Here is a 26046-nt window from a genome sequence, read left to right as displayed (position 1 = left end):
CCTACGGTTCCTTGAAAAGCATATATAAGTTTTATATTTATTTTGCACAATTATAGCAAGTTGTAAAGATAGATTTTAATAATTCTTGTTTCTGTCTCCCAACATATCGACATAGGAATTTGAAGTTTGCTATAATGATTAGAATAGTTGCATTATTTAGAAAAATTTAAAAATAATAATTACTGCAACTAGGACATATTGTTTACTATGTGAACTTGTTCTTAATTTAGGGGGGAGGGTTTCACAATGGCAAGTGTATATGAAAATAGTTATATGATCGTTTTGATTTTCTTGCTATTAGGTATATTGCTGCCGGTAGTGGCTCTTACATTAGGAAGGATGCTGCGCCCAAATAAACCAAGTGCAGCAAAGGCGACGACGTATGAGAGTGGAATTGAGCCTTTTCACGATGCAAATATTCGGTTTCATGCTCGTTATTATATTTTCGCTTTATTGTTTGTGATCTTTGATGTAGAAACTTTATTTTTATATCCTTGGGCTGTTGCGTATGACAAGCTAGGTTTATTTGCATTAATTGAGATGCTCATCTTTGTTGTAATGTTGCTAGTTGGATTAGCGTATGCTTGGAAAAAGAAGGTGTTACAATGGTTATAAATTTTGAGGAATTACATCCAAATGAGCGAGCAGAATTAGAACGAAATATCTTTTTTTCTACATTGGAACAGTTGAAAGGATGGGCGAGGAGCAATTCTTTATGGCCGATGACATTCGGACTGGCGTGCTGTGCAATTGAAATGATGGGAGTAGGCTCATCACATTATGATTTAGATCGATTTGGGTCATTTTTTCGAACTTCACCAAGGCAATCGGACGTCATGATTGTATCGGGAACAGTAACGAAGAAGATGGCTCCTATTGTTCGGCGTTTATATGATCAAATGCCTGAACCGAAATGGGTTATTGCTATGGGATCTTGTGCGACAGCAGGTGGTCCGTATGTAAATTCATATGCTGTTGTGAAAGGTGTAGACCAAATCGTACCAGTTGATGTGTATATTCCTGGTTGTCCCCCAAATCCGGCTGCTTTAATTTATGGAATTAATAAATTAAAAGAAAAAATTCGTTACGAAGCAAAGACCGGGAAGCAGGTGACGAATAAATGAGTAATCCAAACAAAGATTTAGAGGATCTGAAAAAAGAAGCAGCTAGGCGTGCAAAAGAAGAAGCGAGAAAACGCCTTGTAGCGAAACACGGGGCGGAAATAAGTGAGCTTGAGGCAGAAGATCGAGAAAAAGAGAAAGCGCTACCAAAAAATGATGATATTACTATAGAAGAAGCAAAACGACGTGCAGCAGCGGCAGCAAAAGCGAAAGCGGCGGCGTTAGCGAAACAGAAAAGAGAAGGGACAGAAGAAGTAACGGAAGAAGAAAAAGCGAAAGCCAAGGCAAAAGCGGCAGCGTTAGCGAAGCAGAAAAGAGAAGGAACAGAAGAAGTAACGGAAGAAGAAAAAGCGAAAGTGAAGGCGAAGGCAGCAGCGGCAGCAAAAGCAAAAGCGGCAGCGTTAGCGAAGCAGAAAAGAGAAGGAACAGAAGAAGTAACGGAAGAAGAAAAAGCGAAAGTGAAGGCAAAGGCAGCAGCGGCAGCAAAAGCGAAAGCGGCGGCGTTAGCGAAACAGAAAAGAGAAGGGACAGAAGAAGTAACGGAAGAAGAAAAAGAGAAAGCCAAGGCGAAGGCGGCAGCAGCTGCAAAAGCAAAAGCGGCGGCGTTAGCGAAACAGAAAAGAGAAGGGACAGAAGAAGTAACGGAAGAAGAAAAAGAGAAAGCCAAGGCGAAGGCGGTGGCGGTGGCCAAGGCAAAAGCGGCAGCATTAGCGAAGCAGAAAGCCTCGCAAGGTGATGGGGATTCGGGAGATGAAAAGGCCAAGGCAATTGCAGCGGCAAAAGCGAAAGCAGCAGCGGCTGCAAGAGCGAAGACAAAGGGAGCTGAAGGTAAGAAAGAGGATGAGCCGAAGCAGGAAGAACCGTCCGTAAATCAGCCGTATTTAAATCAGTATGTTGAGGCTATTAGGGAGAAGGTAGGAGAGGGTGCATTAGTAGATTCCTACATTAATAAACTGTCAAAGGATGTGCCAACTCTTGTGGTGGATCCTGCAAAATATTATGAAGTGATGGAGTCACTGCGATTCCATGAGGGACTTGCTTTTGATTATATGTCAGAGCTACATGCGACGGATTTTGTGACACATATGGAAGTGTATGTTCATTTGTTTTCATATGGTAAGAAACAATCGGTAGCGGTGAAGGTAAAGCTAGACCGGGAAGCGCCGCAAGTTGAATCTGTGACAGCGCTTTGGAAAGGGGCTGACTGGCCGGAGAGAGAAGCGTACGATTTGCTCGGAATTGTATTTAAAGGGCATCCGAATTTAACGCGTATTTTAATGCCAGATGATTGGGTAGGATATCCGCTTAGAAAAGACTATGAACCGTATGATGTGGAGGTGTAGCTATGATCCGCACGGAAGAGATGCTTTTGAATGTAGGACCTCAGCATCCGAGTACACATGGTGTGTTTAGGCTCGTAATTAAGATTGACGGAGAAATTATTAAAGAGGCTACACCGGTTATTGGGTATTTGCATCGCGGGACGGAAAAGATCGCTGAGAGCTTACAGTATACGCAAATTATCCCTTATACAGATCGAATGGACTATTTATCAGCCATGACGAATAATTACGTCATTTGCCATGCTGTAGAGACGATGATGGGGCTTGAAATTCCGGAGCGTGCCGAATACTTGCGAGTACTTGCGATGGAGCTTGGGAGAATTGCGAGCCATCTCGTTTGGTGGGGGACAAATCTTCTTGATATAGGAGCGGTCAGCCCGTTTTTGTACGCGTTTCGTGAACGAGAGATGATTATAAATTTATTAAATGAATTATGCGGGGCACGGCTTACTTTTAACTATATGAGAGTTGGCGGTGTGAAGTGGGATGCGCCAGATGGTTGGATTGAAAAGGTGGAAGAGTTTATTCCCTATATGAGAGAGCAATTGGCAGGTTATCATGATCTTGTTAGCGGTAATGAGATTTTCTTAAATCGTGTGAAAGGCGTTGGTATATATAGCGCGGAAGAAGCGATTTCGTATTCTTTAAGCGGAGCAAATTTGCGGTGCACTGGAGTAAACTGGGATCTTCGCAAAGATGAGCCGTATTCGATTTATGATCGTTTTGATTTTGATATTCCTGTTGGAAGCGTGGGAGATGCTTGGGATCGCTACGTTTGCCGAATGCAAGAAATCGAAGAGTCTTTAAAGATTGTTGAGCAAGCGGTTCAGCAGTTCCCAAAAGATGGAGCTGTGCTGGCAAAAGTACCGAAAATTATTAAGGCACCTAAGGGAGAAGCGTTTGTACGTATCGAATCGCCGCGCGGAGAGATTGGTTGTTATATCGCTAGTGACGGAAAGAAAGAGCCGTACCGTTTGAAGTTTCGCAGGCCATCTTTTTATAACTTGCAAATTTTACCGAAGTTATTAAAAGGTGAAAATATCGCTAATTTAATTACGATTTTAGGTGGAGTTGATATTGTACTTGGGGAGGTTGATGGCTAATGATTGAGACGCTCTTACAATCACCTTCAAGCTGGACGAATTTCTTCATTTTTTTCGGATTAGCGGTGCTTCTACTATTTGCAGTCCTTGGCTTCGTTACATATGGAATCTTGGCAGAACGGAAAGTGATGGGGTTTATGCAAGGCCGGATTGGACCAAACCAGGTTGGAGGCCGATTCGGTTTACTGCAAACGGTAGCTGATGTTTTAAAACTATTATTGAAAGAAGATAGTATTCCGAAAGCAGCAGATAAACCGCTGTTTATATTAGCGCCTGTCATTGCATTTGCGCCAGCATTTATGGTGCTTGCAGTTATCCCGTTCACTGATAAATTTCAATTTGCAGATATTGGAGTCGGGCTACTTTATTATATTGCTGTTTCCGGTATTACGACGATAGGTGTTGTAACTGGGGGATGGGCATCAAATAATAAATATTCCCTTTTAGGAGGGATGCGTGCGGCGGCGCAAATGATTTCTTATGAGATTCCGCTTGTAATGAGTGTAATTGGTATCGTTTTGCTAGCTGGGAGCCTGAATTTAAATGAGATTGTAGCGGCGCAGGAGAAGGTTTGGTACATTTTCGTACAGCCAATTGGCTTCGTCGTTTTCTTAATCGCAGCAGTTGCAGAGTTAAATAGGACGCCATTCGATTTGCCAGAAGCGGAGTCAGAACTTGTTTCTGGATACCATACGGAATACTCAGGTTTTCGCTGGGCGTTTTTCATGCTTTCAGAGTACGTATATTTCTTCGGGATGGCATCGTTAATTACAGTGCTCTTTTTAGGAGGATGGAATCCAGTCATGTTTCTTGGATTTATCCCAGGTGCCGTATGGTTTGCTTTGAAATTTAGCAGTGTAGTCTTTCTATTAATTTGGTTCCGCGTTACATTCCCGCGTATAAGAGGTGACCAGTTAATGGAGTTTGGATGGAAAGTATTATTGCCGATTGCACTTGCAAATATTTTCTTAACGGCATTGATTAAGGAGTTATTCTTCTAATCTATGAGGGGGGTGCCAGTAAGAGATGAAAGGACTATTTAAAGGATTAAAATATACATTAAGTAATTTAAGCAAGAAGAAGGTAACGTATGATTATCCAAATCAACCGTTGCCGTTGCCAGACCGTTTTCGGGGAATTCAAAAATTTTATCCGGAAAAATGTATTGTTTGTAATCAATGCTCTAACATTTGTCCGACAGACTGTATTCAGTTAACAGGAAAGAAACATCCAGATCCTAAGAAAAAAGGGAAAATTATCGACACGTATGATATTAATTTTGAAATTTGTATTCTTTGTGATTTATGTACAGAAGTTTGTCCGACAGAGGCAATTGTCATGACAAATAACTTTGAACTCGCGGAATATTCACGTGATGACTTATTTAAAAATTTGCAGTGGCTTGACGAAAACGACGAAAACGTCAGGAAGGAGAATAAGGCATGAATGGCGAGTTTGTAGCATTCTTTATACTATCCTTGTCTGCAATTATCGGCGGTGTTCTTATGTTGAACTTAACGAAAGTTATGCACATGATGCTAGCTCTCGTTCTGACATTTCTCAGTATTGCAGGTTTGTATTTTCTTTTATCAGCCGAATTTATAGGCGTTGCACAAATTTTACTTTACTCTGGTGCAATCACAATTATTATGATTTTCGGCATTATGTTAACGAAACATAACGCGGAAAATGAATCGCATCTTACTCTTCGAAAATGGATTATCTTCTTTGCAGTTGTAGCATTTGGAGCGGTTATGTATTTCGCTGTTAATAATGTTGATTTTGCAAATGAAAGCACACAAGGAAGTTTACCTCTCCATGAAAACAACACACTCCAAATCGGTACGCTTCTCTATTCAAAATATATTATTCCATTTGAACTAACTTCAGTTATTTTACTTGTAGCACTCGTTGGCGCAATTATACTTGCGAAAAAGGACGAGAAAGAGGAGGATTCCAATGAGTAGCGTTCCAGCTTCTGCATATTTAACACTTGCGATTATTTTGTTTTGCATCGGTCTATTTGGAGCTTTAACAAAGCGGAATACAGTAATCGTATTAGTTTGTATCGAATTAATGCTGAATGCTGCCAATTTAAACTTAGTGGCGCTTAGTAAATTAGGCCTATTTCCGAATTTAACAGGTCAAATTTTCTCACTGTTTACGATGGCTGTAGCGGCAGCGGAAGCGGCGGTAGGACTCGCTATTTTAATTGCTTTGTATCGTAATCGTACGACAGTTCAGGTGGATGAAATGGATACGCTCAAAAGATAGCATTGTGACCGAAAAAGGGGGAAGGAAACAATGATCGATTATGCATGGCTCATACCGCTTTTCCCACTCGTTTCGTTTTTGTTACTTATTATATTCGGGAAGAAAATTAGAGAAGGAAGCAGCGTACTTAGTATTTTTTTCGTCTTTCTCTCCTTTATACTTGCGGTACTTGTGTTAATAGAAAGATTTTCAGAAGCAAGTGTGAAGCATAAGTGGATGTGGCTTAGAGCCGGAGATGTTGATATATCATTCGGCTTTGAAGTGACTGCATTAGGAGCTTTAATGTTGTTTATCGTTACGCTTGTGAGTCTGCTTGTACATGTGTATTCGAAAGGTTATATGAAAGGTGATGAACGATTACCAACCTTTTACGCATATTTAGGACTCTTTACATTTGCGATGTTAGGGCTTGTTATATCAACGAATTTATTACAGCTTTATATATTTTGGGAATTAGTTGGCCTTGGCTCATTTTTACTTATCGGTTTTTATTTCTTTAAAGAAGAAGCGAAGGCTGCTGCAAAAAAGGCTTTTATTATGACCCGTATTGGGGATGTTGGTTTATTTATCGGGATGATTTTAATTTTTTGGTATGCAGGTAGTTTTGAATATGACGCAATATTTAGGGCGATTTATACAGGGGATTTACCTCCTTACATGATTACGATAACGGCGATATTAATTTTTATCGGGGCGATGGGGAAATCAGGTCAGTTCCCGCTTCATACGTGGTTGCCAGATGCAATGGAGGGGCCAACGCCTGTTTCGGCACTTATTCACGCGGCGACGATGGTTGCAGCGGGCGTATATTTAGTAGCGACGATGTTCCCATTATTTTCGGCAAGTGCGGTAGCGATGCAGACAGTGGCAATCGTTGGAGCTTTCACTGCAATCTTTGCGGCCTCTATCGGTCTTGTGCAAACAGATATAAAGAGAGTACTTGCTTATTCTACAGTTAGCCAGCTTGGATATATGATGCTCGCGTTAGGTTCTGCAGGTTATGTAGCCGGTGTCTTCCATTTAACGACACATGCTTTTTTTAAAGCACTACTATTTTTGGCAGCAGGAAGTGTAATTCATGCAGTGCATACGCAAAACATTAATAAAATGGGCGGTTTACAGAAGAAGATGAAAGTAACTGGTACGCTATTTCTAATAGGTACCCTTGCCATTAGCGGTGTTCCGCTCCTTTCCGGTTTTTTCAGCAAAGATGAAATTTTAGCGGCGACTTGGATGAATGGCAATTACGTTTTATTTACTTTAGCAGTAATTGCGGCGTTTTTGACAGCGTTTTATATGTTCCGCCTATACTTTCTTGTCTTTACCGGAGAAACGAAGACGAAGGAAGATGTGCATGAGTCGCCCCGCGTTATGACGTATCCAATGATTGTTCTCGGCGTTCTCGCAGTAGTGGCAGGATATATAAATACACCATGGTTCGGTACGTTTCTCGGAGATTGGTTGACGAAAGATGTAGGGTTTAAGGTTGAAGAAGCGCATGGGCCAGTTTGGATTATGATTGTTGCGACGCTCGTTTCATTTGCGGGAATCGCTCTTGCATATTTCATATATGGCAAGAAATCAATTTCTAGAGATTGGGCTGGGGGTACGGAAACCTCGCTTTATAATCTTTTGAAAGAAAAATATTATGTGGATGAACTATACAACATGACGGTGATCCCTATTACAAAAGGAATCGCTCATGTGCTTCGCTTATTTGAAGTGTATGTAGTCGAGGGAATTGCAGTTTTAATTGGAAGCGTAGTTAAAGGCACAAGTAATCTTGGATCGAAACTTCAAAACGGGAATGTACAAGTGTACGGTACTGTAACGGCGGTTTCGCTCGCTGTACTCGTCATTATTTTGCTCTATACAGGAGGGGATTTACGATGAATGATTTGTTGTTAACGTTCTTCATTTTTTCCCCGCTTTTAGGAATTTTATTGCTTGTATTAACACCGAAAAAGGAATTGCGTACAGTGCGGGCGCTTGGCTTATTTGGGACGGCACTTCCATTTGGAATCGCTATCGTCCTCGCTTGTACATATGCTTCTGGAAAGAGTTTGTCACTATTTGATGAAAAGGTGAAATGGATTAAGTTCGGAGATTTTACAGCGGTGGATAAAAGGTGGTTTTCTATTTATTACGAGCTCGGTATTGATGGTTTGTCGCTTGTTATGATGGTGCTGACGGCTCTTCTAGCGATGCTCGCAGCAATTGCAGCCTTTTCTATTAAAAGAAATTTAAAAGCATTTTATATGCTGTTACTCATGCTAGAAATAGGGATGCTCGGCGTCTTTGCTGCTCAAAACTTAATGTTGTTTTTTATCTTCTTTGAAATTACGTTGCCACCAATGTTCTTATTGATTGGGAAGTGGGGAAAATTGTCGAGCGAAAAGGCTGCGTATAGTTATTTAATATATAACGGTATTGGCTCAGCTATTTTGCTCATTGTTTTTTCAATTTTGTTCGCGAAAACAGGTACAACAAATATTGTGGAGCTAAAAGAGATATTAAGAAGCGTAAGTGCAGAAGGAGAACTCGTCATCCCAAGTAGCTTGCAGCTTGGCGTATTTATCGCCATAATGATTGCCTTTGCAATTAAACTACCTGTTTTTCCGTTGCACCGCTGGATGGTCAATGTGCACATAGAAGCGCATCCAGCTGTAGTTATGCTTCATGCTGGTGTTTTGTTAAAGATTGGAGCGTACGGTATTATTCGCTTCGGGAAAGGGCTATTCCCGGAATATTTTCACGATGTTGCAACGCTAATTGCGATATTAGGTGTAATTAATTTATTATATGGTGCCTTTTTAGCGCTCATCCAAACGGACTTTAGGAAAGTACTGGCTTACTCTAGTATTTCGCATATGGGAATTGTTTTAATGGGGCTCGCGGCACTTAATGCACCGGGTACACAAGGGGCGTTATTCCAGGTTGTATCGCACGGTTTAATTGCAGCCTTGTTGTTTTTCTTACTCGGTGTTATAGAACAACGTTTCGGAACATCAGACATTACAGTGCTTGGTGGACTCGCAAAAAGTGTCCCAGTACTTAGCGGCTTCTTCTTAGCAGGAGGAATGGCATCGCTTGGATTACCAGGGATGTCTGGGTTTGTTAGCGAATTTCTTGCCTTTCTCGGTTTATTTCAAGGAGAGCCCGTCATTGCTGCAGTCGGTGTGATTGGCATCATTTTAACCGCTGTATATGTATTAAGGGCGACACTTCAAGTGACATTTGGAAAGAAAGAGTGGGAAGCAAAATCTGATATACATGGATGGGAGTATGTCCCTGTCTTACTGCTTATCTTTTGTATTATTGCAATTGGAGTTATGCCAGAGATACTAGGGGATCCGCTTCAAAATACATTGAAAACATTGGGGGTGAAGTAGGATGGATATGAATACGTTACTTAGTTTATCTTGGCATCTAATGGTGCCAGAATTTATTATTCTCGGGGCTGCCATCCTTCTTTCCATATGTGATTTGTTTTTTAAGCTGAACCATAGATATGTAGCTCTTGGTGCGATCGCTGCCATCGTATTAGCAATTGTGTCATTAATTACGCTATATAGCGAACCAGCTGGAGATATTTTAAATGGATCGTTTGTGTTAGATGGATTTTCAAAAGGGTTTAAAACGTTGTTATTAGGCGCCTCAGCTCTCATTTTATGCATCGCAATGAGCGATGATAAGAAGAATCCGATTGAAGATAAGGGCGAATATTATTACTTATTTTTAATGGCACTTCTTGGTGCGATGTTCATGGCTTCTAGTATTGACTTTATCACCCTTTTCGTTGGTTTAGAGTTACTTTCACTTTCTTCTTATATTTTAGTAGGAATACGAAAAAAGAGCCGTGCATCAAATGAAGCGGCAATGAAATACGTCATTAGCGGAGGAATTGGAACGGCGATTACGCTCTTCGGAATGAGTTATTTATACGGTATTACAGGTTCAACTAACATTGTAGATATGCAAAAGGTACTCACTGGGGAGCTCGCTAGTGGTATTCAGTTATTGCTAGCTCTCGCATTTCTTTTATTGCTAGTCGGTCTCTCATTTAAAATTGCCACAGTGCCGTTTCATATGTGGGCACCTGATGTGTATGAAGGAGCGACTACACCTGTTACCGCTTTTCTTGGAACGATTTCTAAAATTGCTGGGTTCCTACTCATTATTCGTTTGTTCCTTATGGTTTTTGCAAGTGTATTAATACAAGGAGATATGAAATCTTTATATGGGCATATGAGTATATATATTGCGGTGCTAGCAAGTATTACGATGATTGTTGGGAATGTAGTCGCGTTAAAACAATACAACGTAAAACGTTTATTTGCTTATTCAGGCATTGCGCATGCTGGGTATTTGCTCGTTCCACTTGTGGCATTATCACCATTTACGCTGGATAGCATGTGGTTTTATATGTTGGCATACATGCTTATGAATATAGGCGCGTTTGCCATTATCCACGGTTTAATCTTACAAAACGATAAGGAAAATATAACGATTTTCACCGGATTATATAAGAAATCACCATTTGCAGCGATCATGATGACAATCTTTATTTTATCGCTGGCCGGGATACCAGGGACGGCTGGCTTCATTGGAAAGATTAACATCTTTTTAGGCGCGCTTCATGTAGAGCCAGCACATTACGTACTAGCTTCGATTATGATGGGTACGACAGTTGTTTCATTCGTATATTATTTCCGTATTTTACAACAAATGTTTTTCCGCACCGGAGAGACAGAAGAGAGGATACGGTTACCATTAAATATAAAGGTTGTTATGAGCCTTTGTGCAATTTCGATTGTAATACTAGGGATTATGCCGATGATTGGGTACAATTTCTTTTATGAATATTTTCCATTAATGAAAGATTTCTTCTTCTTAGGGAACGTGGTACAATAGTGAAAATAAAAGGTGTGGAGTCAGTACTCTGCGCTTTTTATTTTGTGTTAACTTGTAATGTAGATATACGTTTTTTGAAAGAAAATCACGATGTAAAATGTAAGATGTCTATGTGCATTTGAAAAAGTGTGGCTCCTACTTATTATGGTATCGTTTTTATATTCTTTCATAAGTAGTAGCTGAGTAAAAAGGGGTCGATTTTTTGGCACAACTTTTAGGGCAACAAGCACTGATTGCCATTGTTTCGCATTTATTGTTTATTACCATTACGTGGTGGGCTTTGCAAGGCATTCACATTGAGCGTTTAATGAAGTCCGGAAAAGTGCTGCAGACGCGAGTATTACTCATCTTAATTACAATTGCAATTGGGACATCTGTAAGTAACTTTTTCCTTGATTATTTAGGCTATTCGAAGAGTTTAACGTATTTAGTAAAGTAAGTGTATAGAACCTCAAATCTCCGTTAACAATGGGGATAGGAGGAGATGAAATTGAAGCTTAAAGCCATTCTTATTGTTGCACTTAGTGTTGTTTTATTTTTGGTTGGATATAGAGAGATGAAACCGATAAGCGATGAACAGAAAATGGAGAGCATGATTAAGGCTTTAGAGAAAAATGATGCTAAAGTAGAAAAATGGTCATGGTTAGCTAGAGAAACAAAAACAATTTCTAATATACATACGTTTCAAAAGTTGTTAAACGATGTGAAGGACAAGGCAAATATTCAAAAGTGGGAAGTAGAGCAATCTCCAGATGGATATAAAGCTACATCCTATAAAAAGTTTGCTTCTCATGAAGAACGAGTAGTAGTAACTTGGAGTAAAGAAAATACTAAAGAAAACACTTTCATTATCTTTGAAGTAAGTGGGGCGAAATGGGACCCGAAGTATGTTCAAAAAGTAAATAAAATTTTTAGTGAAAAACCTATAATTTACACTTGTGTTCAAGGTGTACTGAATGATAAGATTGAAGGTGTTTTGCAAAATAAAACCAATCAGGTTTTGAAAGATCTTTCAGCAAGAGCGATCGAACAAGTAGAAGAAAGAGCATTTGTGTCAGTCTCCGCATACAATAAAAAGTGGGATGACGCTCTTTCAACAAATAGAGAGAAAATAAATGTGCAAATAGCAATACGTTCTACAGACAACAAAGATACAATTGTGGTTGGCACACCGATCATAACTTCTGAGTATTGAGTGAATAGATACTGAAAAAAGGACACGGAGGGGAATAATTTGGAAAAGATCATCGTCCGTGGCGGAAAGCGGTTAAACGGCACAGTGCGTGTTGAGGGCGCAAAAAATGCTGTATTACCTATAATCGCTGCAGCCCTATTAGCGAGTGATGGAAAGAATGTACTATCTGAAGTACCAGTTTTGTCTGATGTATACACAATTAATGAGGTATTACGTCATTTAAATGCTGAAGTCGTATTTGAAAATAATCAAGTAACAATCGATTCTTCTAAAGAACTAAACATTGAAGCACCATTTGAATATGTACGTAAAATGCGTGCATCTGTTCAAGTAATGGGACCATTATTAGCACGTAACGGTCGTGCTCGTATTGCACTTCCTGGTGGATGTGCAATCGGTTCACGTCCAATTGACCAACATTTAAAAGGCTTCGAAGCAATGGGAGCAAAAGTACAGGTTGGTAACGGTTTTGTTGAGGCATATGTTGAGGGAGAACTAAAAGGAGCTAAAATCTACTTAGACTTCCCAAGCGTAGGCGCGACAGAAAACATTATGTCTGCAGCTACATTAGCAAAAGGGACAACAATTCTTGAAAACGCAGCGAAAGAACCAGAAATCGTTGACTTAGCTAACTTCTTAAATGCGATGGGAGCGAAAGTACGCGGAGCTGGAACTGGAACGATTCGTATCGAAGGCGTTGATAAATTATATGGTGCAAACCACTCTATTATTCCTGACCGTATTGAAGCGGGAACATTCATGGTTGCAGCAGCAATTACTGGTGGAGACATCTTAATTGAAAATGCTGTACCTGAACATTTACGCTCAATTACAGCGAAAATGGAAGAAATGGGTGTTAAAATTATTGAGGAAAACGAAGGTGTACGTGTTATCGGCCCAGATAAGTTAAAAGCGGTTGATATTAAAACTATGCCTCACCCAGGTTTCCCAACAGACATGCAATCACAAATGATGGCATTATTACTACAAGCTGATGGAACAAGCATGATTACAGAAACGGTATTCGAAAACCGCTTTATGCACGTTGAAGAATTCCGTCGTATGAATGCTGATATTAAAATTGAAGGTCGTTCTGTTATTATGAACGGTCCAAACAGCTTACAAGGTGCTGAAGTAGGCGCAACTGATTTACGTGCTGCAGCTGCATTAATCTTAGCTGGTTTAGTATCAGAAGGTTATACTCGTGTAACTGAGTTAAAACATCTTGACCGTGGTTATGTAGATTTCCATAAGAAATTAGCTGCATTAGGTGCAACTATTGAACGTGTAAACGAAAAAGTAGAAGAAGTGAAAGAACAAGAAGTTTCTGATCTTCACGCTTAATTGAAATAGTCTCTATGTCTTTTGACATAGGGGCTATTTTTTTGGGTTATTACTGTTATAGTCAATAAATTCTATACTTATGCACGTACCAGTAAAAATATTTAGAAAATTTCCGTTTTATGCTCTTCCCCTTAAGTGTGTTCTAAAAGAAAGAGTTGTTCCATAAGAATGAATGGAGTAAAGCTTTTATATTGGGGGAAAAATAGGATGAAATTTTCAAAGCCACTTTTTATTACAGTAGCGCTCTTAATAGCGCTCGTTATCATTGTACCTGCAGCCCTTGTTATCCCATTTGCGAAAGCAAAAGTAGGGGAAGAAACGGCCTCTAAAACTCCTCCAGCGATAGAAAGTATACCAGCTCCAGGAAAAGTAGATACAGCGGTTCAAGTTGCTGTATATCGTGAGAAACAAAAGAAGGTAGAATCATTACCTATGGAGGAGTATGTGACCGGTGTAGTAGCTTCTGAGATGAATGCCAGTTTTGAAATAGAGGCACTAAAGGCACAGGCATTAGCAGCAAGAACATTTGTAGTACAACGTATGCTAAGCGGAGGAAAGAAAAATAATGCAGACGTGACAGATACGGTGAAAGATCAAGTGTACAAAAGCAAAGATGAATTGAAGAAGCAATGGGGCAATAACTACGAAAATAATTTGAAGAAAATCGAAGAAGCTGTTTCGAAAACAGCAGGACAAGTTTTAACGTATGATGGAAAACCAATTTCAGCATCCTTCTTTTCAACGAGTAATGGTCGAACAGAAAATGCAGCTGACTATTGGGGAAATGATTATCCGTACTTGAAAAGTGTAGATAGTCCGTGGGATCAAGCCTCTCCAAAGTTTACGAGCGAGCAAACATTTACAGTAGCTGATTTTCAAAAACGTCTCGGTGTGAAAGTGCTAGCAGACGGGAAGGTTGGAAACATTAAAGACCTTACGGAAGGAAAGCGCGTAAAGGATGTAGCTTTTCAAGGAAAAACATTAACGGGAAAAGAAGTTCGTGAAAAGTTAGATTTACGTTCTTCTGATTTCACGTGGAAACAACAAGGGGATAAAATCATCGTTACGACGAAAGGCTTCGGTCACGGCGTTGGTATGAGTCAATACGGGGCGAACGGCATGGCAGCAGAAGGAAAGAAATATACAGATATCGTCGCCCATTACTATAAAGGCGTTGAAATAAAGACGATGAATGATTATGAAGGAAAATTGATGGTGAAGAAATAGGTGTCAGAACTCTGGCACCTATTTTTTTCTGTTTAAAATATCATAATTTTCCATTAACTGTTTGGTATAATAGGATAAAAAGTATTTGGGGGAGACGAAATGGCGCTACTGGAGTTGAAACAGTTAGGGAAAACGAACCAGTTACCGGCAATAGAGCTAAAGGTTGAAAAAGGGCAATGTGTTGTTTTGCAATGCAATAACCATACAGCTAAAGTGTTGCATCGTATCATTATTGGTGAAGAAGAAGCTTCAACTGGCAATGTGCTATTTGAAGGTAAAGCGATTGGAAAGAAAAATTATTCTCGCATCGGCTTTTGTTTTTTGAAAGATGAGGCATATGATCGTTTGAAGGTGAAGGAATACTTTAAGTTTTTACTAGGTCTTTATGAATCGAATATGAGTACGGAAGAAATTGTACAATATGTCGGTCTTTTAGATAAGTTAAACGTTAAGATAGAAAAACTATCATTTTCAGAGAAGCGTCGTCTTCATATTGGACGAATTATGATTCATAATCCGGATCTAGTCATTTTGGAAGAGCCAGAGCAAAATGTAGATACAGAGAGTACGGTTATTATTCGAAAAGCAATCATGAAAATGAAAGAACAAGGAAAGGCAATCTTTATTACGTCATCATTTCTATCGGATGCCCTTTCGTTAACAGAGGATGTATACATATTAAACAACGATGGTGTGAAAAAGATAGAAATTGAGCAAGAGGAAGTGGAAGAAGTCGATGAAGAAAAAGTCATTCAAATGATTCCGCAAATGAAGTTAGAAAGAATACCTGCGAAAGTGAACGATAAAATCATTTTACTTGATCCGATGGAAATTCATTTCATTGAAACGCAAAACGGAGTAACACATATTCACGTTCGTGAAGGGGATTTCGTATGCGCCTTAACATTAAGTGAACTAGAAGCGAGATTAACAGGTTTTGGTTTCTTTAGATGTCATCGCTCGTACCTTGTAAATTTACAAAGAGTACGAGAAGTGATTACTTGGACTCGTAACAGTTTTAGCTTAATTTTAGACGACGAAAGAAAAAGTTCAATTCCACTTTCAAAAGGACGAATGGATGAATTAAAAGGCGTGATTGGGCTATAAAAAGTGCTCCAATAAGCTCAACATGCGATTCATTCACCGGTAAAAATACTCCTTTTACCGGTATTTTACTGCGTAAACCCTTTGTTTTTCATATGATTGAGTCAAGAAAAGCGAAACAAACGAACGAAAAGCGCTAAAGCGACTTTCATCTATAAAGAAGAAAAACAAAGGGGATGAAGAAATGACATTGGCAATTGAAATGAAAGATGTAATGAAAAGTTTCAGTGGAAAAACGGCACTTCGAAATGTAAATATTGAGGTGAAGCAAGGAGAGATATTCGGATTCCTCGGACCGAGTGGATCTGGTAAGACGACAACAGTAAAAATTTTAACTTCTCAATTGCTTCATAGTGTTGGAACGGTAAGAGTATTAGGGAAAGATATTACAGGACCAAGTAGCATCGATTACAAACGAATTGGTATTTTAACAGATAACAGCGGCTTATATGAAAGGCTTAGCATTTATGATAACTTATTATTATTTTGTGACTTATACGATTGTAAAAAAGAAAGAATCGATGAAGTACTAACACAAGTAAATTTATTAGATGATAAAAAAACACCAGTAAAGAAACTATCAAAGGGAATGAAGCAACGCGTCACACTAGCAAGAGCAATCCTTCATAAACCAGATATCCTCTTCTTAGACGAACCAACATCTGCACTCGATCCAGTAAACGTACAAAACATTCATAAAATCTTAAAAGACTTAAATGAAGAAGGAACGACGATTTTCTTAACGACTCACAACATGGATGAAGCAGAAACGCTTTGTAACCGTATTGCCTTCCTTTGTGGCGGAGAAATTGTAGCGCTGGATACGCCAGAGAACCTACGCTTACAATACGCTAAGGATCAAATACAGGTCGTATTAAAAGATAAACAAAAAGCAGTAGTACAAAAAGATGAATTGGGCGCAAAACGCATTTCAGAATGGATGAAAAAGGGCGAACTGTTATCTATTCATTCACACGAACCAACTTTAGGCGATATCTTTATTGAAGTTACTGGGAGGGGATTATAATGACATTTTCAATGAGAAGATTTTCAGCTATTTTTCGGAAAGAAGTCCAAGATTTTAAGACAAATTCACAAGTGTTATTAATGGCATTTTTACCAATTATACTTTCATTTTTGTTTAGCAGATTTGGAGTGGGAAAGGAAATGTTAGGCACTACTACTATAATGGCCTTCCTATTTGTCGCAGGATTTGTTCAATCTATGGTAATTGCAGAAGAAAAAGAAAAACATACACTGCGTGTGTTGATGTTATCCCCAGCATCTTCTGTTGAAGTTCTTCTTGGAAAGAGTTTATTAACATCGGGTCTGACGATGGTCATTTGTATTGCAAATTTATTCATTTTAGATCAGTTAAATATTAATCTTCCATTGGTAGGATTGGTATTCTTATGTGGAACTATTTTGTTTATCGTGCTTGGAACAATGATTGGATTACTTGCATCTTCTGTACCACAAACATCTTTAATTGGTATGCCTATTTTAATGACGATGTATTTAGCTGTACAATTTGAGCCGATGGTTGAAAATAAAGTAATTAAGACACTAATTGAGTATCTTCCAACATCTCATATTGTAAAAGCAATCAAAAGCTTAGTAGATGGAGCTGGGTTTAGTAGTATTAGTGGGCATGTATTAAATGTTGGAGTGTGGCTTATTATTGCGCTTATTGCGTGTTTAATCGTATATAAGAAGAAACAAATGGACTAAAAACTGGGCCGAAACGCTCAGTTTTTTCTTTTTTCTATCATTTCCTCGGAAATTTTACATTTCTTATACATATTTTTACAAATTTTGTCGAAAAGTAATTAGTTATACGTTGTATAGGATACGTGAATATTGTTCAAAATGATTGCTGAGGTGATGATGGAATGCGAGGAAGAAATAATAAAAAGTCGCAAAAGGTAGTACATTTATTTCAAAAAAGATGGGTGTTTCCGGCACTATACATTGCTTGTGCAGCGGTAATCTTAATGGTTGCGCTATGGTTCCAAGGAGCTAATCCGAAGAAGACTCCAAACCACGATCAAGCAACACCGTATACACAATCGGAAGATCCAGCAGTACCAGTAACGAAATCTTCAGAAGTAGTGAAAATGCCAGCTGCCGCGAATGCGGAAGTAGTCGTACAAAAGAAATTCTATGAAGATGCAGCAACTGAGGCGGAACAAGAAAAAGCACTTGTCTTTTATAACAACACATATTCCCCAAACAAAGGAATTGACATTGCTGCGAAGAATGGAAAAGAATTCAATGTTGCCGCTGCTTTAAGTGGTACAGTAACGAAAGCTGAAAAAGATTCACTTCTTGGTTATGTTGTAACAGTTGATAGTGGAAATGGTGTAGCGGTATCTTATCAAAGCTTAGGCAGTGTGAAAGTAGAAAAAGGTGCAAGAGTTGCACAAGGTGAAGTATTAGGAACATCCGGTCTAAGTGCAATGAATAAAGAGGCAGGCTCTCACGTTCACTTTGAAGTACGTAAAGACAATGTGGCTGTGAACCCTGAACGTTACTTAAATAAATCAGTAACAGAAATTAAAGCTGATGCAGGTGCTGCAAAGGCTACGAATGCTTCTGGTAAAAAAGCTGATGACAAATCTCAAAAAGAAGAGAAGTCAACGAGCACGAAACCAGAAAATAAAACAGAAGACAAGTCTCAAAAAGAAGAGAAATCAACAAGCGGTTCAACTAGTGACAAAAAAGAAGAACCGAAGAAAGAAGAAAAATCAACAAACGGTTCTACAGAATCATCTAACGATTCTTCTTCACAAGAATAATAAAGTGAAAAAATCAGTTCTCATCAAGAGAATTGATTTTTTTATTTTTATATAAAAATAATCAATTTCGAGAAAAAAGTTGTAAAAACAAGGAAAAATGACGAGATTCTCGAATATATATTACAAAAGGGAGGGGATACTGTGTCATTTTTGTTTGTTCTGTCGACTGCTATTATTTTATTGTTTGTTTTATTCACTTTATATTATTATATCGCCGGTAAGAAAGAGGTTCCCCACCATCAGTTGTTAGAAGAAGAATTGGAACGAGAAGAATGACGCCTTTTATACAAGGTGTCATTTTTTTTGGCCATAATAGTTAGTTTTAACGTATTTCTCACAAAAAAACGTAATTTTTCTTAACTTAGTCCGCAAAAATAGTGAACATGTAGCATATATCAGTAGTGCGGGCAATACAATGGTATAAACCAAAGCAAAGAGAGTGTTTGAGGTGAGAAATCGTGAATCATTTCATTATAAATCCAAGAATGTTTAACGCTTACAAACAGCACTCACACTTACTTCTTAGTCGTATGCAGCGAGGCTCATTTCACCCTTCTCACATCCAAATTAGGGAGGCGAGTGGTGTGCACGATTACATCAAAGAGAGAACTATCAAGATTGGTAAGTATATCGTGGAGACAAGAAAGACAGTGCGTGTCATTGCAAAGGAATTTGGGGTATCAAAGAGTACAGTCCATAAAGATTTAACAGAACGTCTACCAGAGATTAATCCAGAGCTCGCAAATGAAGTAAAAGAAATTCTTGATTATCATAAGTCTATTCGTCATTTAAGAGGTGGAGAAGCAACAAAACAAAAGTATAGAAAAGAAGATGTAGAGAAGCCTGTACGTCAATAATGTTACAGTAGCAAACATTCCGTTCACATTCGGTAATATTTTTCAGAAGAATTCTTTTTGCGAATATTACGTTTCTGTTAAATTTATGATAAAATCAGAAATTAGGTGAAAAGAATTCGGGTGTAACCTGATTTTGAATATCGAGGAGGAAAAAACGGGAATGTTTGCGCGAGATATCGGAATTGACCTAGGTACGGCTAACGTATTAATTCATGTTAAAGGTAAGGGTATTGTATTAAATGAGCCATCTGTTGTGGCCATTGATCGTAATAGTGGTAAAGTATTAGCAGTCGGTGAAGAAGCGAGAAGTATGGTGGGACGTACGCCTGGTAATATTGTAGCAATTCGTCCACTTAAAGATGGTGTAATCGCAGATTTCGAAATTACAGAAGCAATGTTAAAGTATTTCATTAACAAATTGGACGTAAAGAGCTTCTTTTCAAAACCTCGTATTTTAATTTGTTGTCCAACAAATATTACATCAGTAGAACAAAAAGCAATTCGTGAAGCTGCTGAACGTTCAGGTGGTAAAACAGTATTTTTAGAAGAAGAACCAAAAGTAGCCGCAGTTGGTGCTGGTATGGAAATCTTCCAACCAAGCGGTAACATGGTTGTTGATATTGGTGGAGGTACAACAGATATCGCTGTACTATCTATGGGTGATATTGTTACCTCTTCCTCTATCAAAATGGCTGGCGATAAGTTTGATATGGAGATCTTAAACTATATTAAACGTAAGTATAAGCTATTAATCGGAGAACGTACTTCAGAAGATATTAAAATTAAAGTTGGTACAGTATTCCCAGGTGCACGTAGCGAAGAACTTGAAATTCGCGGACGTGACATGGTAACAGGCTTACCACGTACAATTACAGTATGCTCTGAAGAAATTACAGAAGCATTAAAAGAAAATGCAGCTGTTATTGTACAAGCTGCAAAAGGCGTATTAGAGCGCACACCACCAGAATTATCTGCAGATATCATTGACCGCGGTGTTATTCTAACAGGTGGTGGAGCTTTACTACACGGTATCGACATGCTTCTAGCAGAAGAACTAAAAGTACCAGTATTAATTGCTGAAAACCCAATGCACTGCGTTGCGGTTGGTACAGGTATTATGTTAGAGAATATCGACAGATTACCAAAGCGTGCTTTGAGATAATTTGAAAGAACTAAGGCTAATGCCTTAGTTCTTTTTTTCGTTTTTATATTTTTTTATTTTGATTTTTTGCGAAAATGGAAGGAAAATAGAGAAATATGAAGGAAACAGGTAAAATATTCATATATATGGTTAAATTTAATATTTCCTTAATTGAAAACGTTTATAATATAATGAGTCGAATACGACATTAAGGCAAATAATGTTTCAATACATATTGCCTTTCCCTAATTTGGGCATACACTCCTTTCCACCTCCGTGTCAGTTGCAAAAATGTGCAACTATTTTAATGGAATAGAGTGTGTGCATTTTTTTTAGGAAGTTGTGCTAAATATAAAATGTTACTTTGTAATGACAAACAATAAACAAAATGGGATAATAGCAATATGTCCAAGTGGTAAGACCAATATTACAAAAGGGGCGATTGTTACATGCTAAATATAGAACAAATTAAAGAAATCATTCCTCACCGCTATCCATTTTTACTTGTTGATAAAATATTAGAAGTAGATGAAGGAAAAAGAGCGGTTGGGATTAAAAATGTATCCGCAAACGAAGAATTCTTTAACGGACACTTCCCTGACTATGCAGTTATGCCTGGTGTACTTATTGTAGAAGCATTAGCACAAGTCGGAGCAGTTGCAGTATTAAAGAAAGAAGAAAACCGCGGAAGACTTGCTTTCTTTGCAGGTATCGACAATTGCCGTTTCAAAAAACAAGTACGCCCAGGTGATCAGCTTCGTCTAGAAGTAGAAATGACACGCGTACGCGGCCCAATTGGAAAAGGAAAAGCAATCGCAACAGTAGATGGTGAAGTTGCATGTGAGGCAGAAATTACATTTGCGATTGGTGATAAAAAAGAATAGATAGTACTAAAAAATCTCCTTGTGAAAAGACAAGGGGTTTTTTAATTTCTGCTATATAACGATGAAACGATAATATACAAACTAATCAGAAAATTACTTGTAAATAGATGGTAATTACCATATACTTACTTTATTGTTTATCTAGAAAACAGGATAAGTGATAAAGGTAATAAAGAAATAAGGGCATTGTCATATTGTTAAGGTACTTAAATAAGACAAAGTAGAATGTTATTGATTATGATGAAATGTGGGGAAATCAGCAAGAATATTAATTAGACGTATGAAATCGAGCATAAGAGAGAGAAAAGGGAAATGTCGCATTTCACAAAAGGAGATTATGAATATGTTCGGGAGAAAGAAAAGAAAACCATTACGACAATTAATTACACATAAAGAGCCTAAATCGCGTATTACAGAACAATACCGTAACATTCGTACAAACATTGAGTTTACATCTGTAGATAATCATGTTCGTTCTATTATTGTTACTTCGGCGGATCCAGGTGATGGGAAAACAACAACAATCGCAAACTTAGCAGTTGTTTTCGGACAGCAAGGAAAGAAAGTTTTATTAATTGGAGCTGACTTGCGTAAGCCGACGTTACAAAACTTATTTGCCATTCATAGTTCAAATGGGTTAACGAACTTATTATCAGGACAAGCAAAACTTATGCAAAGCATTCAAAAAACAGATATAGAGAACGTATACTTAGTGGCAGCAGGTCCAATCCCGCCAAACCCAGCAGAACTATTAGGGAGCCAGGCAATGGACGAGGCATTACTAGAAGCATATAGCATGTTTGATATTATATTAATTGACACACCACCTGTTCTTGCAGTTACAGATGCACAAATACTTGCGAATAAATGTGATGGAATCGTACTCGTTGTAAGAAGTGAAAAGACGGAAAAAGATAAAATCGTAAAAGCGAAACAAATACTAGATAAGGCATCTGGAAAAATACTTGGTGTCGTTTTAAACGATAAAAGAGAAGAAAAAGAGCAGTATGGTTATTACTAAAAACAGTAAAAAGCCAACAAAAATTTTTGTTGGCTTTTTACTGTTTTCTGAAAATTCTTTATCAAGTTACACAGTGTAAAAAACGTGATAAAATAAAAATTTTGGAAAATGATTGGAATGTGTTGTCATATTTAAGATTATTTTGTAAGATTAAACTTGTTTCTTGTGAACAAATATAAAACTGAATTATTAAAAATAAAAAATGTAAGATTTATATGTTATAATTTTTCCTATGTGTAAATTTTAGAAAGTTGGAGGAACCTATGGAAGAAACAATTAGTCTAAAAGAGTTATTTCATATCTTAAAAAAGCGTTTAGCAATGATCCTCGTAATCGCCTTTGGTGCAGCAATTGTAAGTGCTATCATTAGCTTTTTCTTCATGACACCAATCTATCAATCTTCGACGCAAATTCTTGTTAACCAGAAGAAGCAAGAAGGTGCAGCAATTCAGTTGGGGGAAATTCAATCAAATATTCAATTAACGAATACATATAAGGTTATTATTAAAAGTCCAGTAATCTTAGAACAAGTGAATGAAAAATTAAATTTAAATATGACAGCGCAAGAGTTAACGAAAAAAGTTAATGTCGCGAATGAAAAGGATTCACAAGTAATCTCTGTAACAGCTGAGGATAAAGACCCTAAAATAGCTCGTGATATTGCGAATGCGACTGCAGATGTGTTCAAAGGTGAAGTTGCGAAAATTATGAGCGTTGATAACGTAACAGTATTATCTAAAGCAGAAGTTGCAGAAAATCAATCTCCGATTAAACCAGCTCCTATGCTTAATGTAGCAATTGCTTTCGTTGTTGGTTTAATGGCTTCAGTTGGTCTTGCATTCTTACTAGAATACTTAGATAACACGGTGAAAAAAGAAGAAGATGTAGAAAACTTACTTGGCTTACCGGTATTAGGAATTGTAGCTCGTATGGATGAAGAAACAATGAACGTGAAATCACACGCTCCATCATCAAGAAAAGTGAGGGGACAAACAATTGGCTCTTAATTTATTTAAAAAGAAAAAGAATCATCGTCAACGCCGTCAATTAATTGCTCATCAACAACCGAAATCACCAATTTCAGAACAATATCGTAATATTCGAACGAATATTGAATTTGCAGCTATTGATACGAATTTACATTCATTAATGGTCACGTCTGCAAACCCAAGTGAAGGAAAAACGACAACGACAGCGAATATGGCAGTTGTGTTTGCTCAACAAGGAAAAAAAGTATTATTAATTGATGCGGATATGCGTAAACCAGCAATGCATCAAATGTTCCAAGTAGATAATATTTTCGGATTAACGAACGTATTAACACATAGTGAACGTTTAGAGAAGTGTGTACAAACGACATCTGTAGACAATCTGCACTTTTTAGCTTGTGGCCCAATCCCACCAAATCCGGCCGAATTGTTAGGTTCGAAATCAATGAAAGAGCTTCTTGGACAAGCATACAGCATGTACGACTTAGTTATTTTTGATATGCCACCAATTTTAGCTGTTACCGACGCACAAATTATGGCAAATGTATGTGATGCTTCTATTCTTGTTGTTCGTAGTGAATCAACAGAGAAAGAAACAGCGGTAAAAGCAAAAGGATTATTGGAGTCTGCAAAAGGTAAATTGTTAGGCGTCGTTCTAAACGACCGTGAACGTGAACAAGGCCTATACTACTACTACGGTGCAAACTAATTTTAAAGTGAGATATGGTAAAAACATATCTCCTTTTTTCCTTTGAATATGAGATATATCTCATATTCAAAGGAAAAAAGATCTTTATAGGAGAGAGGGAGGATGAAACAAATGATAGATTTACATTGTCACATTTTACCTGGTATTGATGACGGTGCACAGACAGTAACAGATAGTTTAGCGATGGCACAAAAAGCTGTTTCAGAAGGAATACATACAATTGTCGCAACGCCGCACCATCAAAATGGAAAATATGTAAATGAACGTACCTCAATTATTCATCACGTAAAACAATTAAATGATGAACTACAACAACATAATATTCCACTTACTATTTTACCTGGGCAAGAGGTCAGGTTATATGGCGATTTATTAGAAGACTATGAAGCTGGTAAAATCGTTACTTTAAATGAAACAAATAAATATATATTCATTGAATTTCCATCGAATCATGTACCTCGTTATGCCGAACAATTATTATACGAATTACGTGTAAAGGGAATGATTCCAATTATTGTTCATCCAGAACGTAATGCCGAGTTAATCGAGCGGCCAGATAAGCTATATAACCTTGTAAATAAAGGTGTATTAACACAAGTGACAGCAGGTAGTTTGCTTGGGAAATTTGGCAAGAAAATTAAAAAATTCTCACTACAGCTTGTAGAACATAATTTAACACATATGGTCGCTTCAGATGCACATAACACAACGTCAAGAGGATTTCATTTAGCGGAAAGCTATGAACTAATTGAGAAAGAATTCGGAATGAATGTTATGAGTGATTTGAAAGAAAATCCGTACTTATTAATTAGCGGGAAGGCAATTTACAAAGAAGACCCAGAACACATTCGTCGTAAAAAATTGTTCGGTATTTTTTAAATAAAAATTGGTGATGTCTCCTAACCGTTATCAATGGGGGCACTCGGTCGTGCTGTGGGTAGAAATTTTTATTTCGAACCTACCTTAGACGCTTGTCGTCGGGAGTATGACGTGAGGGTGGGTTAGATGCCCATAATTTATTTGTAATAGAAACTCTACCTATGGAGTTATAAACATGACTCTATAGGTAGGGTTTTTGTTATTGTTACATATAGATATAATAATTTATTTTTGGGGGTACTAGATTTGAAAAAAGTAAGGAAAGCAATTATTCCAGCTGCTGGACTGGGGACAAGGTTTTTACCAGCAACGAAAGCAATGCCGAAAGAAATGTTACCTATCGTTGATAAACCGACAATTCAATACATAGTAGAAGAAGCGATAGAATCAGGAATTGAAGATATTATTATTGTTACTGGAAAAGGTAAACGTGCTATTGAAGATCATTTTGATCATTCCTTTGAATTAGAGCAAAGCTTACTAGAAAAAGGGAAGTATGAGATGCTAGAAAAAGTACAAGCTTCTTCAAAAATTAATATTCATTACATAAGACAAAAGGAACCAAAAGGACTGGGACACGCAGTATGGTGTGCACGTAAGTTTATTGGAAATGAACCATTTGCAGTATTACTTGGTGATGATATTGTTCAAGCAGAAACGCCATGTTTGCGTCAATTAATGGATCAATATGAAGGTATACAGTCGTCGGTTATTGGTGTACAAACAGTGCCAGAAAAAGAAACACATCGTTATGGTATTATCGATCCGATTGAACAAAGCGATCGCCGTTATCAAGTACGTCAATTTGTAGAGAAGCCAACTCAAGGAACTGCACCATCAAATTTAGCAATTATGGGACGTTACGTATTAACGCCAGAAATCTTTATGTTTCTTGAAAATCAACAGACAGGTGCAGGTGGGGAAATTCAGTTAACAGATGCAATTCAACGATTAAATGAAGTTCAACGTGTATTTGCTTATGACTTTGAGGGTACGCGTTACGATGTTGGGGAGAAGTTTGGATTTATTAAGACGACGATTGAAATGGCACTACAAAATGAAGAATTAAAAATAGAATTAATTAAATATATGAATGAACTTATAAAGAAAGAGAATGTACATATATAAGGGCGAGGTGAAGAG

Annotated in this window: 28 protein-coding genes; all 28 read left to right on the top strand. The window is 37.9% G+C overall.

Annotated elements, in window-relative coordinates; all coding sequences use genetic code 11:
* Window positions 1-246: 246 nt before the first annotated feature.
* Window positions 247-615 carry an NADH-quinone oxidoreductase subunit NuoA gene (nuoA, locus tag ACO6VI_RS07120; RefSeq protein ID WP_000179273.1) on the top strand — a complete coding sequence of 123 codons (369 nt, stop codon included), beginning with the start codon at window positions 247-249 and terminating at the stop codon, window positions 613-615.
* Window positions 606-1124 (top strand): NADH-quinone oxidoreductase subunit NuoB, encoded by a 519-nt coding sequence (nuoB, locus tag ACO6VI_RS07115; protein ID WP_000236331.1) that lies wholly within the window; start codon window positions 606-608, stop codon window positions 1122-1124. Before nuoA ends, nuoB begins: the two co-directional genes overlap by 10 nt.
* A complete protein-coding gene (locus ACO6VI_RS07110; RefSeq protein WP_422423056.1) occupies window positions 1121-2464 on the top strand; it encodes an NADH-quinone oxidoreductase subunit C in 1344 nt (447 codons plus the stop codon). Before nuoB ends, ACO6VI_RS07110 begins: the two co-directional genes overlap by 4 nt.
* A gap of 2 nt (window positions 2465-2466) precedes the next feature.
* On the top strand, window positions 2467-3567 hold the full coding sequence (gene nuoD, locus ACO6VI_RS07105; protein WP_422423054.1) for an NADH-quinone oxidoreductase subunit NuoD: 1101 nt from the start codon (window positions 2467-2469) through the stop codon (window positions 3565-3567).
* Entirely contained in the window at window positions 3567-4568 is a 1002-nt protein-coding gene (gene nuoH, locus ACO6VI_RS07100; RefSeq protein WP_000573426.1) for an NADH-quinone oxidoreductase subunit NuoH, read from the top strand. The genes nuoD and nuoH overlap by 1 nt, the downstream gene beginning before the upstream one ends.
* A gap of 25 nt (window positions 4569-4593) precedes the next feature.
* Complete coding sequence (gene nuoI / locus ACO6VI_RS07095) at window positions 4594-5013, top strand: NADH-quinone oxidoreductase subunit NuoI (protein ID WP_025147055.1); 420 nt, start codon at window positions 4594-4596, stop codon at window positions 5011-5013.
* Entirely contained in the window at window positions 5010-5534 is a 525-nt protein-coding gene (locus ACO6VI_RS07090; protein ID WP_422423051.1) for an NADH-quinone oxidoreductase subunit J, read from the top strand. The genes nuoI and ACO6VI_RS07090 overlap by 4 nt, the downstream gene beginning before the upstream one ends.
* Window positions 5527-5841: an NADH-quinone oxidoreductase subunit NuoK gene (gene nuoK / locus ACO6VI_RS07085; RefSeq protein ID WP_422423049.1), complete on the top strand. Its 315-nt coding sequence runs from the start codon at window positions 5527-5529 to the stop codon at window positions 5839-5841. The genes ACO6VI_RS07090 and nuoK overlap by 8 nt, the downstream gene beginning before the upstream one ends.
* Window positions 5842-5871: 30 nt before the next feature.
* Window positions 5872-7734, top strand: coding sequence for an NADH-quinone oxidoreductase subunit L (gene nuoL, locus ACO6VI_RS07080; RefSeq protein ID WP_422423047.1), 1863 nt, complete (start codon window positions 5872-5874; stop codon window positions 7732-7734).
* On the top strand, window positions 7731-9233 hold the full coding sequence (locus ACO6VI_RS07075) for an NADH-quinone oxidoreductase subunit M (protein WP_422423045.1): 1503 nt from the start codon (window positions 7731-7733) through the stop codon (window positions 9231-9233). The genes nuoL and ACO6VI_RS07075 overlap by 4 nt, the downstream gene beginning before the upstream one ends.
* Window positions 9234-9240: 7 nt before the next feature.
* Window positions 9241-10755 (top strand): NADH-quinone oxidoreductase subunit NuoN, encoded by a 1515-nt coding sequence (nuoN, locus tag ACO6VI_RS07070; protein ID WP_422423145.1) that lies wholly within the window; start codon window positions 9241-9243, stop codon window positions 10753-10755.
* A 202-nt stretch (window positions 10756-10957) separates the two neighbouring features.
* Window positions 10958-11194 carry a DUF1146 family protein gene (locus ACO6VI_RS07065; RefSeq protein WP_000057889.1) on the top strand — a complete coding sequence of 79 codons (237 nt, stop codon included), beginning with the start codon at window positions 10958-10960 and terminating at the stop codon, window positions 11192-11194.
* 51 nt (window positions 11195-11245) lie between these two features.
* Window positions 11246-11950, top strand: a complete 705-nt coding sequence (locus ACO6VI_RS07060; RefSeq protein WP_000767913.1) for a YwmB family TATA-box binding protein — start codon at window positions 11246-11248, stop codon at window positions 11948-11950.
* A 39-nt stretch (window positions 11951-11989) separates the two neighbouring features.
* Complete coding sequence (gene murA, locus ACO6VI_RS07055; RefSeq protein WP_000411275.1) at window positions 11990-13294, top strand: UDP-N-acetylglucosamine 1-carboxyvinyltransferase; 1305 nt, start codon at window positions 11990-11992, stop codon at window positions 13292-13294.
* Between the two features lie 207 nt (window positions 13295-13501).
* The gene (gene spoIID / locus ACO6VI_RS07050; protein WP_000672651.1) at window positions 13502-14521 is read left to right on the top strand and encodes a stage II sporulation protein D; all 1020 of its coding nucleotides are present in this window, start codon (window positions 13502-13504) and stop codon (window positions 14519-14521) included.
* Between the two features lie 99 nt (window positions 14522-14620).
* Window positions 14621-15628 (top strand): LytTR family transcriptional regulator DNA-binding domain-containing protein, encoded by a 1008-nt coding sequence (locus ACO6VI_RS07045; protein ID WP_029443658.1) that lies wholly within the window; start codon window positions 14621-14623, stop codon window positions 15626-15628.
* A gap of 181 nt (window positions 15629-15809) precedes the next feature.
* Complete coding sequence (locus ACO6VI_RS07040; RefSeq protein ID WP_422423041.1) at window positions 15810-16652, top strand: ATP-binding cassette domain-containing protein; 843 nt, start codon at window positions 15810-15812, stop codon at window positions 16650-16652.
* Window positions 16652-17356, top strand: a complete 705-nt coding sequence (locus tag ACO6VI_RS07035; protein ID WP_078400607.1) for an ABC transporter permease — start codon at window positions 16652-16654, stop codon at window positions 17354-17356. Before ACO6VI_RS07040 ends, ACO6VI_RS07035 begins: the two co-directional genes overlap by 1 nt.
* Before the next feature lie 161 nt (window positions 17357-17517).
* The gene (locus ACO6VI_RS07030; RefSeq protein ID WP_001214922.1) at window positions 17518-18423 is read left to right on the top strand and encodes a M23 family metallopeptidase; all 906 of its coding nucleotides are present in this window, start codon (window positions 17518-17520) and stop codon (window positions 18421-18423) included.
* A 141-nt stretch (window positions 18424-18564) separates the two neighbouring features.
* A complete protein-coding gene (locus ACO6VI_RS07025) occupies window positions 18565-18699 on the top strand; it encodes a hypothetical protein (protein ID WP_000008903.1) in 135 nt (44 codons plus the stop codon).
* A 308-nt stretch (window positions 18700-19007) separates the two neighbouring features.
* The gene (gene spoIIID, locus ACO6VI_RS07020) at window positions 19008-19280 is read left to right on the top strand and encodes a sporulation transcriptional regulator SpoIIID (protein ID WP_000544012.1); all 273 of its coding nucleotides are present in this window, start codon (window positions 19008-19010) and stop codon (window positions 19278-19280) included.
* Between the two features lie 160 nt (window positions 19281-19440).
* Window positions 19441-20442: a rod shape-determining protein gene (locus ACO6VI_RS07015; protein WP_000457978.1), complete on the top strand. Its 1002-nt coding sequence runs from the start codon at window positions 19441-19443 to the stop codon at window positions 20440-20442.
* A 428-nt stretch (window positions 20443-20870) separates the two neighbouring features.
* Complete coding sequence (gene fabZ / locus ACO6VI_RS07010; RefSeq protein WP_000931959.1) at window positions 20871-21305, top strand: 3-hydroxyacyl-ACP dehydratase FabZ; 435 nt, start codon at window positions 20871-20873, stop codon at window positions 21303-21305.
* Between the two features lie 343 nt (window positions 21306-21648).
* Window positions 21649-22326 carry a CpsD/CapB family tyrosine-protein kinase gene (locus ACO6VI_RS07005; protein ID WP_422423036.1) on the top strand — a complete coding sequence of 226 codons (678 nt, stop codon included), beginning with the start codon at window positions 21649-21651 and terminating at the stop codon, window positions 22324-22326.
* Between the two features lie 263 nt (window positions 22327-22589).
* Window positions 22590-23333, top strand: coding sequence for a YveK family protein (locus tag ACO6VI_RS07000; protein WP_078420845.1), 744 nt, complete (start codon window positions 22590-22592; stop codon window positions 23331-23333).
* A complete protein-coding gene (locus ACO6VI_RS06995; RefSeq protein ID WP_001207150.1) occupies window positions 23323-24024 on the top strand; it encodes a CpsD/CapB family tyrosine-protein kinase in 702 nt (233 codons plus the stop codon). The genes ACO6VI_RS07000 and ACO6VI_RS06995 overlap by 11 nt, the downstream gene beginning before the upstream one ends.
* Before the next feature lie 111 nt (window positions 24025-24135).
* Window positions 24136-24903, top strand: a complete 768-nt coding sequence (locus ACO6VI_RS06990; RefSeq protein WP_002184075.1) for a tyrosine-protein phosphatase — start codon at window positions 24136-24138, stop codon at window positions 24901-24903.
* Between the two features lie 246 nt (window positions 24904-25149).
* Window positions 25150-26031 carry a UTP--glucose-1-phosphate uridylyltransferase GalU gene (galU, locus tag ACO6VI_RS06985; RefSeq protein ID WP_081144103.1) on the top strand — a complete coding sequence of 294 codons (882 nt, stop codon included), beginning with the start codon at window positions 25150-25152 and terminating at the stop codon, window positions 26029-26031.
* Window positions 26032-26046: the final 15 nt, after the last annotated feature.

Source organism: Bacillus sp. PSXD-155, from assembly GCF_049310765.1.
Classification (GTDB): Bacteria; Bacillota; Bacilli; order Bacillales; family Bacillaceae_G; genus Bacillus_A; species Bacillus_A cereus.
This window is presented reverse-complemented; position numbering and strand designations above follow the sequence as displayed.